12 protein-coding genes and 1 pseudogene are annotated in these 15,853 nt (G+C 36.3%); 7 read left to right on the forward strand and 6 right to left on the reverse strand.

The window, feature by feature from the left end; translation table 11 throughout:
* Positions 1–12: 12 nt before the first annotated feature.
* From fdrA to arcC, 4 genes and pseudogenes are all read left to right on the forward strand, one after another.
* Positions 13–1,760 (forward strand): annotated as a pseudogene (gene fdrA, locus BW732_RS07815) (acyl-CoA synthetase FdrA).
* A gap of 15 nt (positions 1,761–1,775) precedes the next feature.
* Positions 1,776–3,038, forward strand: coding sequence for a YlbE family protein (locus BW732_RS07820; protein ID WP_077276221.1), 1,263 nt, complete (start codon positions 1,776–1,778; stop codon positions 3,036–3,038).
* Position 3,039: 1 nt separating this feature from the next.
* Positions 3,040–3,861, forward strand: coding sequence for an oxamate carbamoyltransferase subunit AllH family protein (locus tag BW732_RS07825; RefSeq protein WP_077276222.1), 822 nt, complete (start codon positions 3,040–3,042; stop codon positions 3,859–3,861).
* A complete protein-coding gene (gene arcC / locus BW732_RS07830; protein WP_077276223.1) occupies positions 3,827–4,753 on the forward strand; it encodes a carbamate kinase in 927 nt (308 codons plus the stop codon). The genes BW732_RS07825 and arcC overlap by 35 nt, the downstream gene beginning before the upstream one ends.
* A 98-nt stretch (positions 4,754–4,851) precedes the next feature.
* On the opposite strand, the gene BW732_RS07835 is transcribed toward arcC, so the two are convergent.
* On the reverse strand, positions 4,852–5,724 hold the full coding sequence (locus tag BW732_RS07835) for an alpha/beta hydrolase (protein ID WP_077276224.1): 873 nt from the start codon (positions 5,722–5,724) through the stop codon (positions 4,852–4,854).
* A gap of 24 nt (positions 5,725–5,748) precedes the next feature.
* Entirely contained in the window at positions 5,749–7,380 is a 1,632-nt protein-coding gene (locus BW732_RS07840; protein WP_161485537.1) for a PucR family transcriptional regulator, read from the reverse strand.
* 171 nt (positions 7,381–7,551) lie between these two features.
* Between BW732_RS07840 and BW732_RS07845 the strand changes: the two genes are divergently transcribed.
* A complete protein-coding gene (locus tag BW732_RS07845) occupies positions 7,552–8,772 on the forward strand; it encodes a pyridoxal-phosphate-dependent aminotransferase family protein (RefSeq protein ID WP_077276226.1) in 1,221 nt (406 codons plus the stop codon).
* A gap of 149 nt (positions 8,773–8,921) precedes the next feature.
* Here BW732_RS07845 and groL read toward each other — a convergent pair whose 3' ends face one another.
* Entirely contained in the window at positions 8,922–10,550 is a 1,629-nt protein-coding gene (gene groL / locus BW732_RS07850) for a chaperonin GroEL (protein WP_077276227.1), read from the reverse strand.
* Positions 10,551–10,604: 54 nt separating this feature from the next.
* A complete protein-coding gene (groES, locus tag BW732_RS07855) occupies positions 10,605–10,889 on the reverse strand; it encodes a co-chaperone GroES (RefSeq protein WP_077276228.1) in 285 nt (94 codons plus the stop codon).
* A gap of 177 nt (positions 10,890–11,066) precedes the next feature.
* Here groES and BW732_RS07860 point away from each other — a divergent pair, with 177 nt between their 5' ends.
* Positions 11,067–11,708: a CPBP family intramembrane glutamic endopeptidase gene (locus BW732_RS07860; RefSeq protein WP_161485538.1), complete on the forward strand. Its 642-nt coding sequence runs from the start codon at positions 11,067–11,069 to the stop codon at positions 11,706–11,708.
* Between the two features lie 37 nt (positions 11,709–11,745).
* Here the strand turns inward: BW732_RS07860 and BW732_RS07865 are convergent, their stop codons facing one another.
* Positions 11,746–12,396, reverse strand: coding sequence for a redox-sensing transcriptional repressor Rex (locus BW732_RS07865; protein ID WP_077276230.1), 651 nt, complete (start codon positions 12,394–12,396; stop codon positions 11,746–11,748).
* Between the two features lie 205 nt (positions 12,397–12,601).
* Here BW732_RS07865 and BW732_RS07870 point away from each other — a divergent pair, with 205 nt between their 5' ends.
* Complete coding sequence (locus BW732_RS07870; RefSeq protein WP_077276231.1) at positions 12,602–14,554, forward strand: ABC-F family ATP-binding cassette domain-containing protein; 1,953 nt, start codon at positions 12,602–12,604, stop codon at positions 14,552–14,554.
* Between the two features lie 35 nt (positions 14,555–14,589).
* On the opposite strand, the gene queG is transcribed toward BW732_RS07870, so the two are convergent.
* Entirely contained in the window at positions 14,590–15,765 is a 1,176-nt protein-coding gene (gene queG, locus BW732_RS07875; RefSeq protein ID WP_077276232.1) for a tRNA epoxyqueuosine(34) reductase QueG, read from the reverse strand.
* Positions 15,766–15,853: the final 88 nt, after the last annotated feature.

Below are 15,853 nucleotides of genomic sequence, written 5' to 3' on the forward strand. Positions count from 1 at the left end.
GGAGGGAATACAATGCTTCAAACGATTATTAAAAAAATAGTTACCAAGATTCAGTGGTTTTGATGCTTTTAACAAGCAAATTAAATCAATTAGATGATGTAGAACGTGTATCCATTATGATGGGAACGCCATCAAATATCGACATATTCAAAGCGAGTGGATTTGACACGCCAGAACTATCAGAAGCATCATCGAATGATATGGTAATTATGCTCGAGGTAAGTTCAAACGATGCCAAAGAAGCTGTCCTAGCACTTATTGAAGATGAGCTGACTAGTACGCAAGATGGTGGAGGTACCGTTGAAGAAACAATTGATTCTTGGGAAAAAGCTTTAAAGAAAGACCCAGATGCTAATGTTGCATTAATTTCTGTACCAGGTGAATATGCAGCATTGGAAATTGAAAAAGCTCTGAACAATAACTTACACGCCTTTGTCTTTAGTGATAATGTAGCGATTGAAGATGAAAAACGATTAAAAGAAAAAGCACATGAAAAAGGATTAATTGTCATGGGTCCAGATTGTGGAACTGGTGTGGTTCACGGTATTCCATTAGCTTTCACTAACAATATCCGTAAAGGTTCAATTGGCGTGATTGGTGCATCTGGAACTGGTATTCAAGAAGTAACAACACTAATTCACCGTCAAGGTTTAGGGGTAACAAATGCTATCGGAACAGGTGGGCGTGATTTATCAACTGAAGTGGGTGCCATCTCGATGATTGATAGTATTGTGGCGCTAAATGCTAACCCAGAAACAGAGGTCATTATTGTTATTTCAAAACCACCAGCTAAAGAAGTAGAAGAAAAAGTCTTAAATGTGTTACGGAAAATTGATAAACCAGTTGTGACGCTTTTCTTAGGTACAAAACCAACAACTCATGAAGAAGGGCTATATCATGCTTATACATTAGAGGAAGCGGCTCAGTTAGGTGTAAAATTAATCAATGGAGAAGCGATTACTTATACTCCAGCTCCAGTGAAAGAATTAACTAATCGACCAACAGGAAGTGGTATTCGTGGGTATTATTCAGGAGGAACACTTGCTTATGAAGCAGCCTTCTTGTTGAAAGATGCTCTTGAATTAGAAGCATTAAAAGCACCTGAAGGTTTTACACTAAAAACAGATGAACATGAAGTAATTGATTTGGGTGATGACATGTACACTAAAGGCAAACCACATCCAATGATTGACCCAGAAATACGCATTAACAAATTGAAATCAGTGATTAACCAACCAGAAACTGGTGTTGTTATCTTTGATGTTGTTTTAGGATATGGTGCCCATCCAGATATGGCGAGTGCGCTAAAACCAGCAATTCTTGACGTTAAAGAAGGGCTTACCAAAGAAAAACGTCATGTTGACTTTGTCGCTGTCTTAGTTGGAACAGATGCTGACCTGCAAGGAATGGCTGACCAACGTCAAATCTTAGAAGATATTGGTGTTATCGTTTGTGACAATAATGTTCAAGCAATTCAAACAGCTTTACATCAAGTAGGACATAAATTGACGTTCTTAGATAAAGCTATTCAATCTAAATTAGAAAGTAGCTTAACCGTATTACCGGATGTCTCAGAGGCGATGATGACACTTGTTACGAAAAATCCGCGTATTATAAATGTTGGGTTACAAAGTTTTACCCAATCAATTAAAGATAATCATGCCGATGTGGTTCAATTTGATTGGCGACCATCAGCTGGTGGAAATGTTGCTTTACAGAAGGTTTTGTATTTCTTAGATAACTATCAGTTTGATAACTAACGAGGAGGAGAGAACATGGTATTTAAAACAATTGACGATGCAAATCAAGCCGTCATTGATAAAATTATTCAATCTGCACCATTTTTATTAGATGTAGTACCAGCAAAATCAGTTATTCCAGCATTAGAAGGTCAGATGTTATTACATGCAGGTCCTCCAATTACTTGGGAGAATATGACCGACCCAATGCAAGGATCATGCGTAGGTGCTGTGTTATTTGAAGGTTGGGCAGAAACTGAAGCAGAAGCTCGCGAATTATTGTCTTCTGGTAAAATTGCTTTTGATCCCTGTCATCATCATGATGCAGTAGGGCCTATGGGTGGGATTACATCAGGTAATATGCCCGTTGTTGTCGTTGAAAATAAAGCAGATGGTAACCGTGCGTACTGTACGATGAATGAAGGTATCGGTGCAGTGTTACGTTTTGGTGCTTATTCTGAAGAAGTTATCACTCGCTTAACTTGGATGAAAGATGTTTTAGGTCCAGTGCTAAGTCAAGCGCTACAGACATTAGAAGAAGGTTTAAATATTAATGTATTAGTTGCTAAAGCGATTGCTATGGGTGATGAGTTTCACCAACGAAATATTGCAGCGTCATTAGCTTTCTATAAAGAGGTTGGTCCAATTATTACAACTTTACCAATCAGTGAAAGAGAAAAAGCTGAAGTGTCACGCTTCTTAGCCGATACTGACCAATTTTTCTTAAATATTATGATGGCGGCATCTAAAGCTGTAATGGATGGCGCACGTCAAATTCAAGAAGGTACTGTTGTTACTGCTATGTGTCGTAATGGAAAAGACTTTGGTATCCGTATTAGTGGTATGGGAGACCAATGGTTCACAGGTCCAGTTAACACACCACAAGGGCTTTATTTTGCAGGCTATACAAGTGATGATGCCAATACAGATATTGGGGATTCAGCAATTACAGAAACCTTTGGTGTCGGTGGTATGGCGATGATAGCAGCACCTGCGGTTACTCGGTTTGTTGGGACAGGCGGTTTTTATGATGCCTTAAATACGTCAAATGAAATGTCTGATATTTGTATTAGCCAAAATCCTAACTTCCCAGTACCAACATGGGATTTCAGAGGGATTTGTTTAGGGATCGATGCACGTTTAGTTGTTGATAAAGGTATTACACCAGTGATTAATACAGGAATTGCCCATAAAAAAGCTGGTATTGGACAAATTGGTGCAGGGACAGTTCGTCCGCCAATTACTTGTTTTGAAAAAGCTATTACTGCTTATGCTGAAAAGTTAGGTATGGCAGAGTAAGATGATAAAACAGGTGATTTATGCTCGTGCTGTTGGTGAACTCGTGACTACTCGCTTAGAAGGTTGTCATGAGTTAACGTATCATAGTCTTTTTGATAAAAGTTTTAACCTCGCTATTGATGGACAATTAATCCATATTGGTTATGTAGCTGAGCAACTCAGCCCATTTAGCATTCAATTACGCGAGTTAGACTTTAAGTTAGCAAAATTAGCATTTAATCAAGGCAAGATTACGTATAATCAGGGGAAATTAATTTTGGATTCAGTCACAATTGATGTAACGTATGCGAAAACAAAGCAGACGTCACTGAAACAGTTAATTAATCAGTCACTTAGTCAACACGAGATCTCACCTGTTTTTCATTCGTTTTTAGAAGGGACTGGCATTGATTTTTCATCTATTATACAAAAGCAATTGCCAGATACAGAATTTATTCATTATTTAATTGGTCGAGGCACTGGATTAACGCCATCAGGTGATGATTTTATAATTGGTTTGTTAGCGGTGGATACGATAGAAACATATTTATTACAGGATAGTCATGTGGTTTTAAAAAAAATGTTAGTAGATAAGCAAACAACAGATATTTCGTTAGCCTATTTAGAAGCAGCGACACAAGGTTATTTTACGTCTACTATTTGCCAAGTTTTATGTCATCTTTCTGATAAGGAACGTTTAACTTATTATTTGAATGAATTATCAGAATTAGGTCACACATCAGGTCGAGATACAATCGCTGGTATTTTTTATGGATTATGTCAGTTAAAACAATTTAAGGAGGCTATTTATGGGGAAGAAAGTCGTACTAGCACTAGGAGGTAATGCTATTTTACAGCCAGGTCAAGCAGGTGAGTTTGATATCCAACAGGCTAATGTGGTAGCAAGTTCTAAAAGTATTGCCCATGTCGTCAATGCTGGACATGATGTGGTTATTGTTCATGGAAATGGACCACAAGTAGGTCAAATTTTACGTCAGAATGAATTAGCACAGTCTGAGGTTCCAGTTCAACCGTTGCCAGCATGTAGTGCGGAGTCACAAGGCTACATTGGGTATATGATGCAAGAAGCCTTAAAAAATGTTTTACCGAATAAGCAAGTGGCTACCGTATTAACAATGACGGAAGTGGATCCAAATGACGAGGCGTTTAGCCACCCAACAAAACCAATTGGGTCATTTTTTACCGAAGAAGAAAGTAACTTATTAGTGAAAGAAAAAGGTTGGGTAATGGGAGAAGATGCTGGACGTGGTTACCGTCGTTTAGTTGCTTCCCCTGAGCCAAAAGCAATTGTTGAAGTAGATGTAATTAAAATGATGATGTCTCATGGATTCTTAGTTATATCTACTGGTGGAGGAGGAATTCCAGTGGTTCGGGATGCATTTGGCCAATTATCAGGTGTAGCCGCTGTAATTGATAAAGATTCCTCAGCTTTACGGTTATCGAAAGATGTGGATGCAGACGTGTTAATGATTTTAACGGATGTATCGAATGTATATATTAATTATGGTCAACCAAATCAAGAGAGTTTAACCGAGTTATCTGTTGAAAAAGCTCAAAGTTATTACGATGCTGGACATTTTTCAGATGGCAGTATGGGGCCTAAAATGGCTGCTTGTATTGATTTTGCTAAGCAAGGGAAAACAGCGATTATTTGCTCATTAAATGATGCGCTTGAAGCACTAGAAGGTCGAGCAGGTACACGTGTAGTTGGTTAAAAATAGTTTGTTAGATTAATTTAATTATAGGTGACAGGTTTCAACTCAAAAAAGACGTTCATCATGCTGATGATTACTAGCATGATGAACGTCTTTTTTTATGATACATGTGTATTTATCCAATTAATCATTGCTTGATAGGCATCTTTTCCAACAGGGTTAGTCGTATCTCGATCAAAATCATGTGGTAATTGATTCACTTGATAAAATTGACTGTTTGGCAATTTATCGTGAAGTTCTTTTGAATAATGGAATGGGACGTCTTGATCACCAGTACTGGCAGCAATAAATACTGGTGGAAGTGTTACCAATTGGTCATCAGTTAAACTAAAATCAGTAGCATTTAAATTGGGACCTAAAATATTAGTCACCCATTTTCCAGTTTGTCGATAAGCTAAATAAAGTGGAAATCGTTGCTCTATTGGAGCTGAAGTGATGGGCTCTTTTTTAATTAATGGTAAAATCATTTGATCAGGTAAGGTAGGATATTGCTGGTAATAGTAACTTGGTGACAGTAAGCCACGATCTAATAATGAATAGTAACCGTAAAAAGAAATAACACCACATGGTTTTCTATCAAGTCGTTCTTGATAGAGTGAACTACTTAGTAGGAGGGCTAAATAAGCACCGGCTGAACGACCGAATAATAGATAGTTGTTTTTTTTCTTATATGTCAGAGTTTGCAGTTCATCTAATCCCCAATTAATTCCAGAAATAAGACAGTTTAAAATGGTATCTAAGTGACATTCTGGGATCAGAGGATAATCAAGTGCAATTAAGTCAAATCCAGCAGCTTGTAATTGATTTAAGTAAGTTTGTGGTAAATCAAGACGACTACCATAAATTAGACCACCACCATGGAAATAAAACAGTGTTGGCTGTGTATCAGCAAGCGCTCGATTAGGTGCTAAAAAGATTGTTGCACCAACATCGACACCGTGAATTTTTGTATAATATTTATCTAATTTCATAGTATTAAACTCCTTGTATATAACTTAATCTAATTCTGATAATTCAATAGCTAGACGTAATTTAAAACTATTTTCTGGCGTATCAATCTTTTCACCAATAATTTCTTCAATATTATCAATTCGATATTTGACGGTATTTCGATGAATAAATAATTTATTTGCCGTTTTTGTGAATTCACATTGGTTTTCTAAAAAGCATTTTAATGTTCTACGTAATTCCATGGTCATTTCAGATTGTGGATGTGTTAGTGTTTTTAAGGTATCTAGACAAAAATAATTGGCTTCGTCTTTATCGATACTATCTAATAATAAATGAAGACCTTTTGGTTGATAAATAGTAATGTTATTATTGGTCCCTTTAGTAATAGCATCTTTCATCACGATTTCAGCTTCCGTTAATGATTTTGATAGGTCATCAAGATGTGAATAGGCTCGACCACAGCTGAAAAGCAATGAAATTCCCGTTTTTAATTTTAGCTCTTGATTAAGTGTTGTCAGAATACTGATTAATTTACTTTCTTCGACAGGTTGTTGTATCAAAATAAGCGTCCCATTTTTAGCTCTATCCAAAAATACAATTGATTTTGGAAGATAAGGCTCGACTTTAGCGTCCAACCATTCATACGCTAATTTTCTTTTTTCCTCTAATTTTTTAGAGGTCGGTAATTCAAGATTTTTCTGTTCTACTTTTACATAGATAACCTGATAAAATTTAGAAAACTCCAAATTGAAATTAGTTTCATAGGTTAACCATAGCTTTTCGTCAAAGTCATTCTTTTTTTGACGTTCAATTAGAGTCGCAAAATAATCACTTTTTCTTAATTTTTCGGCATGATATAATTTATCGTTTTTTAAGAGTGTGAAGCTAAGAACCATTAATCCTTGTTCAATTGCAAATTCAGATGCTGGATAAGGAATTTTTTCAGGTGACAAAACAATTAAATAGTATGGATAATAGGTATGACTCTTTATAACATAAACATCTGTTTCAATTCGATCTGAATTATTTCCAGATAAAATAGCTTCAGTATTTTTTTCATAGTTAAATGAGTGGTGGCGAATTAACTGAGTAATAATTTCATTTGGTTTTAAATCAGGTTGTTTCCAATTATCAGATAACGCGACTGGTTCCATAAATGGATTGACAAGTAAAATAGGTGTCTGCAATGCTTTGCCAAGCTCTTTAATGACATTCCGTAAAGGTGCATCATTTAATAAAAGTGTTGAGAACTGTTTTTGGACATCCAGAGCGTAACTAATTTCGGCTTCTTTAGAATTGTTTAAGTAACTACTTAAGTCTTTTAAAATACCACCCAACGGTTTAGTTGAGGGGATTTCAATTATTGGCAATCCTTTTTCAGCAGCATAATCAATAATATCTTGGGGTATTTTATTAATAAAACGACCAGTTTTAATACAGATACCAGAACAATTTACATTGATTAATGAGTCGATTAAAAAAGTGAGTTCATTAATTTTCGATTTGTAATACATTGCGGTTGTTAGTATAAGTGTATGGCTAGAAACAAATTTAGCAATATCAGGGGTTTCAGTGATTTCTACATTTGTCACAATAGTATCGTTAAGAGTATTAGTTGTTAATAAGCGCAAATCTGAAAATCTTGGAATTGATAAGATGGTTTTTAATGTTTTCATGTAAGATCCTCCCTTACTCAATACCATTATATCGGTTTTAATAACCAAAAAGTAGTAAACTAACACGCTTTGTGCAAAATGCACAACGAAAAAATTTTTTTATCAGATTTATCAGGTTAACTTTTTACTATATTTGATGGATAATAGATGTATATTAAAGGAGAGATAATCATGAGACAACCATTTAATCATCCAATAAGAACGATAATGACACCTGGACCAGTTGAAGCTTATCCTTCGGTCCTAAGAGCAATGGGAACACCGATTTTAGGTCAATTTGATCCAGCCTTTTTAACAATTATGGACGAGATTCAAGAAATGCTACGGACGACTTTTCAGACGAAAAATGAGCAAACTTTTGTGATTGATGGTACAAGCCGTGCTGGTTTAGAAGCTGCATTAATTGCTATGATTGAACCAGGAGACAAGGTGCTGATTCCAGCGTATGGTCGATTTGCGTATTTATTAGTAGAAATTTGTGAACGAGCACAAGCAGATATTATTTTATTAGAAAAAGAATGGAATAGTGTTTTTGATGAAACAACCATTATTGAAGCGATTCAAATTCATCAGCCGAAAGTTGTGGCTATGATTCATGGCGAAACAGCAAATGGTCAAATGCAACCTTTAGCAAATGTTGGCGCTTATTGTCAACAACATGGACATTATTTAGTTGTTGATATGGTGGCAACTTATTCTGGTGTGGAAGTGAAAGTTGATGAATGGGGAGTAGATATGGCAATTGCAGGTACGCAAAAGTGCTTGAGTGTGCCATCAGGGATGTCATTGATAACTTATAGTCCTCGGGTTGCAGACTTGATTAATCAGCGTTATCAAAAAGAACTGGGACTTGGTGCTAATCAGAGAAATGCCAATCATATTTCGAGTAATTATCTTGATTTAACCCAATTGCAACGCTATTGGAGTCCAGAACGGATTAATCATCATACCGAGGCAACAAGTATGGTATATGCATTACATGAAGGATTGCGTCTCTATTGTAACGAAGGATTAGCTGAACGAGCAGCGCGTCATGCCTTAAATGATGCAGCAATTTTAGCTGGACTTAAGGCAATGGGATTAGCAATCTATGGTGAATTAGCGACGAAAACACCAACCGTAACACCAATTATCATTCCTAAAAATGTAGATGGTGAAGATGTTAGAAATATGTTGCTAAATGATTTTGGTGTTGAGATTGCGTCATCATTTGGACCGTTAGCAGGAAAAGTTTGGCGAATTGGTAACATGGGCTTTAGTAGCCGTCAAGAAAATGTATTACATGTTTTATCAGCACTGGAAGCGACACTTATTTATTTCAATGTTCCGATTAATATTGGACAGGGTGTACAAGCGGCGTTAGCTGTATATCACAACAATAATAATCACTAAAGATAAAAAGGTTAGTGGATTGGTTATATTCGGTCTACCGGCTTTCTTTTTTATCGTTGAGTAAATTTCTAACAAATCATAGAAAAACCCCGTTTAAGAAGAATTCTTAAACGGGGTTAAAATTATCATAAGTGAGTCTTGTTACTTGACTACATCATACCGCCCATCATTGATGGGTCCATACCGCCAGGCATTCCTGGGGCATCTTTTTCAGGTCGATCTGCAATAACACCTTCAGTTGTTAATAATAAAGCAGCGACACTTGCAGCATTTTGTAGAGCTGAGCGAGTTACTTTTGTAGGATCAACTATTCCAGCAGTAATCATATCTACCCATTCATTTGTACGTGCATTATAACCAATACCAGCTTTTTCACGTTTTAATTTATCAACAATGACTGATCCTTCTAAGCCGGCATTTTCAGCAATTTGGCGAACAGGTTCTTCTAATGCACGTAAGACGATGCTTACACCAGTTGCTTCATCACCCTCAGCTTCAATATCATCTAGATGTGATAAGACATTAACAAACGCAGTACCACCACCAGGGACAATACCTTCTTCAACAGCAGCACGAGTTGCATTTAAAGCATCTTCAATGCGTAGTTTCAATTCTTTTAATTCTGTTTCAGTTGCGGCACCAACTTTAACAACTGCCACCCCTCCAGATAACTTAGCTAGACGTTCTTGTAATTTTTCACGATCAAAGTCTGAAGTTGTTTCAGCAATGTGTGAACGAATGAGTGATACACGTTCAGCGATAGCTTGAGAGTTACCGCCACCTTCAACAATAGTTGTGCTATCTTTATCAATAACAACTTTGCTAGCAGTACCTAAAGATTCAATGGTTGTATCTTTTAAATCTAAACCTAATTCTTCAGTGATTACTGTACCACCAGTTAGAACAGCAATATCTTGTAACATTTCTTTACGACGGTCACCGAAACCAGGTGCTTTAACAGCAGCTACGTTAAATGTACCACGAATTTTATTTAATACTAAAGTTGGTAAAGCTTCCCCATCAACGTCATCAGCGATAATTAATAATGGTTTACCTTGTTGTAGAATTTGTTCTAGTAAAGGTAAAATATCTTGAATGTTTGAGATTTTTTTATCAGTAATTAGGATATAAGGATTTTCTAATACAGCTTCCATTTTATCGTTGTCAGTAACCATATATTGTGATAAATAACCACGATCAAATTGCATACCTTCTACAACGTCTAATTCTGTTTCAATTCCTTTTGATTCTTCAATTGTAATTACGCCATCATTACCAACTTTTTCCATTGCTTCAGAAATTAATTGGCCAATTGTTTCACTACCAGAAGATACAGCAGCTACTTGAGCGATAGCTTCTTTTGAATCAACTTTTTTAGATAAGTTGTGTAGTTCCTCAACAGCTTTTTTAGTTGCTAATTCGATACCACGACGAATACCAATTGGATTTGCGCCAGCAGTCACGTTTTTTAAGCCTTCACGTACAATAGCTTGAGTTAAAACAGTTGCTGTTGTTGTTCCGTCACCAGCAATATCATTTGTTTTTGATGCTACTTCAGCAACTAACTGAGCACCCATATTTTCAAAACGATCTTCTAATTCAACTTCTTTAGCGATTGTTACGCCGTCATTTGTAATTAAAGGAGAACCAAATGATTTATCTAAAACAACGTTACGTCCTTTAGGTCCTAAAGTTACTTTTACAATATTTGCTAGTGTATCCACACCACGCATCATTGCGCTACGTGCATCTTCTGAAAATTTAATATCTTTAGCCATTTTTTGTCACCTCATAAATTATTTTTTTATTTGATTTAATTAGTTGATCTTTGTTTATTCAACGATTGCGATAATATCTTTTTCGTGAACAATTAAAAATTCTTGTCCGTCATATTTTACTTCTTGACCTGCATATTTTTCAAACATGACTGTTTGTCCTACAGACACAGAAACTGGTAATTTAGTCCCATTGTCAAGGGTACGACCTTCACCAACAGCGATAATTTCGCCAGATTGAGATTTTTCTTTAGAAGCAGGAGTCAAAACAAAGCCACTAGCTGTTTTTTCTTCTTCTTCTTTAACTGAAATGATAACACGATCTCCTAATGGTTTTAACACGATATATCCCTCCACAAATTTTATAAATTTATTTTTTAGCAGTCTAAAAGTTTAACTGCTAAATCCTCTTTTATAATACCTAGTTTAGCTTTACTTTGCAAGTAATTTGATGATAAAAATTTCTAAGTTACCGAAATTATGGTATTCTTAACGCAATTAAACAATGAGGGTGATGACGTGACACTTAATCGGAATACTATTTGGACAATTTTTATTTTTTTGGCTGTTTTAAATAGCCCATTATTGTTTCAAGTACTTGGACAAACAAGAAATATCGTGTTAAATGGGACAGCACTAACTTATCTAGTAGGAGCGACTGTTTTGATTTGGTTATACAAAAAGTCCTCAAAACAGGGAACACTTTCAGAATCAAAAAAACAAGTTAGCCGTATGAAAATTATTGTAGTCGGTGTTAGTGGTATTTTTTTGAGCTTAATTTTGCAAGGCGTTTTGACACAGCTTGATAGTCAGTTATTTAATCAACCAATTGAGTCACAAAATACTCAAACAATAATGGCGTTAGTCAAGCAAGCACCACTTTATATTATTGCTGTCAGTATTGCAGGGCCAATTATGGAAGAATTAGTCTTTCGATTCAGCTTGACTAATTGGCTTGGGCAAAGAATGCCAATTTGGTTAGCGGCAGGCATTAGTTCATTTTTATTTGCAATTATGCATAATGATGGTCATTGGTTAGTATATGGCGGGTTAGGTTTATTATTTTTTATTATCTATCAGCGGACAAACTCAATTTGGAGTGCTATTATTACGCATGCCGGTATGAATACATTGGTCGTCTGCTTACAATTATTTTCTTAAAAAAAAACGCTACTGTCACGAGGACAGTAGCGTTTTTTTATTCTTGTGCATCACTATTATCATTGTAGTGTGATAAGAAATAAATCAATGTTTGCATTTCATTAGTCAAGTCGACATTCTGTACCATTACATCATCAGGTGTATTAATACGAACAGGTGTAAAGTTCATTATCCCTTTAACGCCGGCTTCGACTAGCTTATCAACATTTTGTTGTGCCACTTCTAATGGTACCGTCAAAATAGCGACATCAATATGTTGAGCTTTAATTTGTTCAACCATCTCGTCAGCTGAATACACAGGAACACCATCTAAGATACGACCAACAATATCAGGATTGACATCGAAAGCAGCGCTAATTCGGATGCTATCACTTTGGTGGAAACGGTAATTTAATAAAGCATGGCCTAAGTTACCAACACCGATTAATGCAACATTCGTTAAGATATCTTCATTTAATGTTTTTCCAAAGAAATTCATTAAACTTTCCACATCGTAACCATACCCGCGTTTTCCTAATTCTCCAAAATATGAGAAGTCACGACGGATTGTCGCACTATCTACTTTTACAGCGTCACTTAATTCGGTAGATGACACTTTTTGCTTGCCTGAATCAAATAAAAATTTTAAATAGCGATAGTACAAAGGAAGTCGTCTAGCGGTAGCCTTTGGGATCGACATTTCTTTCATTCGATTTTCCTCCTTTTAAATTTAATTTATGAGTACAGATTAATTAATCTAACATATTCATACATTCACTTTATAAGAATACCCTTAGTATAAGAGAAAAGCAACCTAGATGCTCACGCTTGCATACTAACTAACAAGAAAGGTTTTCCTAAAATTAGGTAAAATATGATAAACTAAGCTGAGAATATTAAAGGTGGAGAAAATAATGATTTTATTACAAGCAAGCCAAGTAGCGAGGCTCTTTGGAGATGACGTGTTATTTGAGAATGTTCAATTAGAAGTTCAAGATCGTAGTCGGATTGCCTTAGTTGGACGTAATGGTACAGGTAAGTCAACTTTATTAAAAATTTTAGCAGGGATTGAAGAACCTGATTTAGGAACAGTCTCTAAAACAAAACAATTAACAATAGGCTATTTGGATCAACATACAGGATTAGAATCTGGCAAAACGGTTTGGGAAGAAATGTTGACTGTCTTTGATGATGTCCGTCAAATGGAAAAACAATTGCGGCAAAAAGAGCAAGAGATTGCTGATTATTCCAGCCAAGAGGCAATCGATGAAGTGAAATATGAGCAGTTGTTAAATCAATATTCAACTTTGCAACATGCTTTTGATCAGGTTAATGGCTATGGTTATGAATCAGAAATAAAGTCAGTATTACACGGATTTAACTTTAAAACAGACTTTTATGACCGGGTTGTTAGTACACTATCAGGTGGGCAAAAAACACGTTTAGCACTTGCTCGATTGTTATTAGAGCGTCCAGAGTTATTGATTTTGGATGAGCCAACGAACCATTTAGATATTGAAACATTAAGTTGGCTAGAAAATTATCTGCAAAATTATCGTGGTGCATTATTAATTGTGTCACATGATCGCTATTTCTTGGATAAAATAGTTACGGAAGTATATGAAATTAGTCGTCGAAAAATGTGGCATTACAAAGGTAATTATAGTCGCTATTTAGATCAAAAAGCCGAACGTCTAGAGCAAGAATGGCGAGAATTTGATAAGCAACAAGCTGAAATTGCTAAATTAGAAGATTTTGTGGCGCGTAATCTAGTTCGGGCATCAACGACAAAACGTGCACAAAGCCGACGTAAACAATTAGAAAAAATGGAGCGAATCGATAAGCCAATTGGTGATGATAAGTCAGCAACGTTTCATTTTAGTTCAAATCGTCCTTCTGGAAAAGAAGTACTCTTTGTTGAACACGCGGCAATAGGATATGAGGCTGATCAGATTTTATCTGAGCCAGTTGATTTTCAGATTCGTAAGCAAGAGGCAGTGGCATTAGTTGGACCTAATGGTGTTGGTAAGTCAACCTTATTAAAATCAATTATGGCACAAATACCTTTCTTGCAAGGTGGGATGAAGTTAGGTCATCATGTAGATATTGGCTATTATGACCAAGAACAAGCCAATCTGCATTCTAATCAAACCGTTCTTGAAGAATTATGGAGCGAACATCGTACAACGCCAGAAAAGGATATTCGGACGATTCTAGGTAGTTTTTTATTTTCAGGTGAAGATGTTAAAAAGACAATTCCACTTTTAAGTGGGGGAGAAAAAGCACGTGTTGCATTGGCGAAGTTGTCCATGCATCGCGATAACTTCTTGATATTAGATGAGCCGACGAACCATTTAGATATTGATAGCAAGGAAGTTTTAGAAGACGCTCTGATTGACTATGATGGTACATTGCTTTTTGTGTCGCATGACCGCTACTTTATTAATCGTATTGCAACGAGTGTTTTAGAGTTGTCACCAGAGGGTAGTACTTTATATCATGGTGATTATGACTATTATGTGGAAAAAAAATTGGAAGAAGAACATGTGGCAGCTTTATTGGCTAATGATGTACAAGAGTCTATGGAGCAAGCTACTGATACAAAGAAAAATTTTGAACTAGATAAGAAGAAACAAAGGGAACGTCGTCAATTAGAACGTCAAGTTGCGACGATTGAAGAAGCGATGCAAGCTCTTGAAACTCAGATTGAGATACTGCAAGTAGAGATGGAGAAACCTGAGTATATTGAAGACCATGTTGGTTTACAAAAATTAAATCAAGAGTTGGAGACACACTATAGTGAACAAGATAAGTTGCTTGAACAATGGGAAGAAGCATCATTAGCATTAGAAGCATTTGATGATTAAAAAAGCTAGTGAGGGAGATGAGATAGTCTGCCTCGCTAGCTTTTGTTTTGTTTGGTGAGTATTATTTGTTCGTTCATATGCGCAATAGCATCCAAAAATTCAATTTGTGCGTCATCATCGGTTTCTTTAGCTAAATAGTCTTCTAAAAAATTTTTCACTTCTTGATTCGTTGGTGCAATTTGGCTTAATGCCCAGGCAGCTGTCCCACGAATAACTGGACGTGGGTCTTGCTCAATACATTGAAGCAAATTTGGTAAACAAGTTTTATCTCTCGCATTGGCTAAAGCGATAATAGCATTACGCTGAATCGGTTTTTTACCCCGCCATGAACCAGCGAGTGTCCCAAAGCGTTGTTTAAACTCCTTATTTGAAATAGTTAAGAGTGGTTTCAGTAAAGGCTGAGTGATATCAGGATCAGGTTCCATTTCGGGGTGGAAATGAAAGTCTTTACCCTTATTAAACGGACAAACTTCCTGGCAAATATCGCATCCATAGATAATCGTTCTAATTTTAGGTCGGTATTCTTTAGGCATAAAGCCTTTTGTCTGAGTTTGATAAGATAAACATTTAGTTGCATTCATTCGTCCATCACCTAGTAGAGCAGAGGTTGGACAAAAATCAATACATTTCGTACAGTCTCCACATTGGTTAGCAATTGGAGTATCCGGTTCAAACGGAATATTGGTAATAATCTCACCTAGATAGACATACGAACCAAATTCTTCTGTGATTAGTAGCCCATTCTTGCCGATAAATCCGAGTCCTGCTCTTTGGGCAACGGCCACATCGATTAATTCCCCCGTATCGACCATTGGTTTAAAGGTAATTGACTCATCGTTATCACAGGCTTCTCTAATAAAGGCCATTAACTTGTCTAGACGGTCACGTAAAATATGATGATAGTCTGTGCCCCATGATGCTCGGGCAAAACGTCCTCTTTTTTCACCACGAATGGCTTGCGGCCGATTTTTGGCACGTGTCGGATATGCGAGAGCAATTGAAATAATTGACTGTGGTTGATCAAAAATCAATTCAGGGTAAAGTCGTTCGTCAATAATAGGGTGTTCGAATCCCGTCGTATGACCATTGGCTTTTTGTTCTTCCAAGCTATCTTTCAAATGGTCAAAAGGATCAGCTGTTGTAAAGCCGATTTTATCGATGCCAATGTCTTGACTAGCAGCAATGATTTTTTCTTTTAATACATGGTACATAGCGACTCCTCACTTTACGTCTTTCTTTTATGATATTAAGTATCCGGTAGAAGGTTTGGGATTTCAAGTATTTTTAGCCAAATTTAGC

Origin of the sequence: Vagococcus penaei, from assembly GCF_001998885.1 — a bacterium.
GTDB lineage: Bacteria > Bacillota > Bacilli > Lactobacillales > Vagococcaceae > Vagococcus > Vagococcus penaei.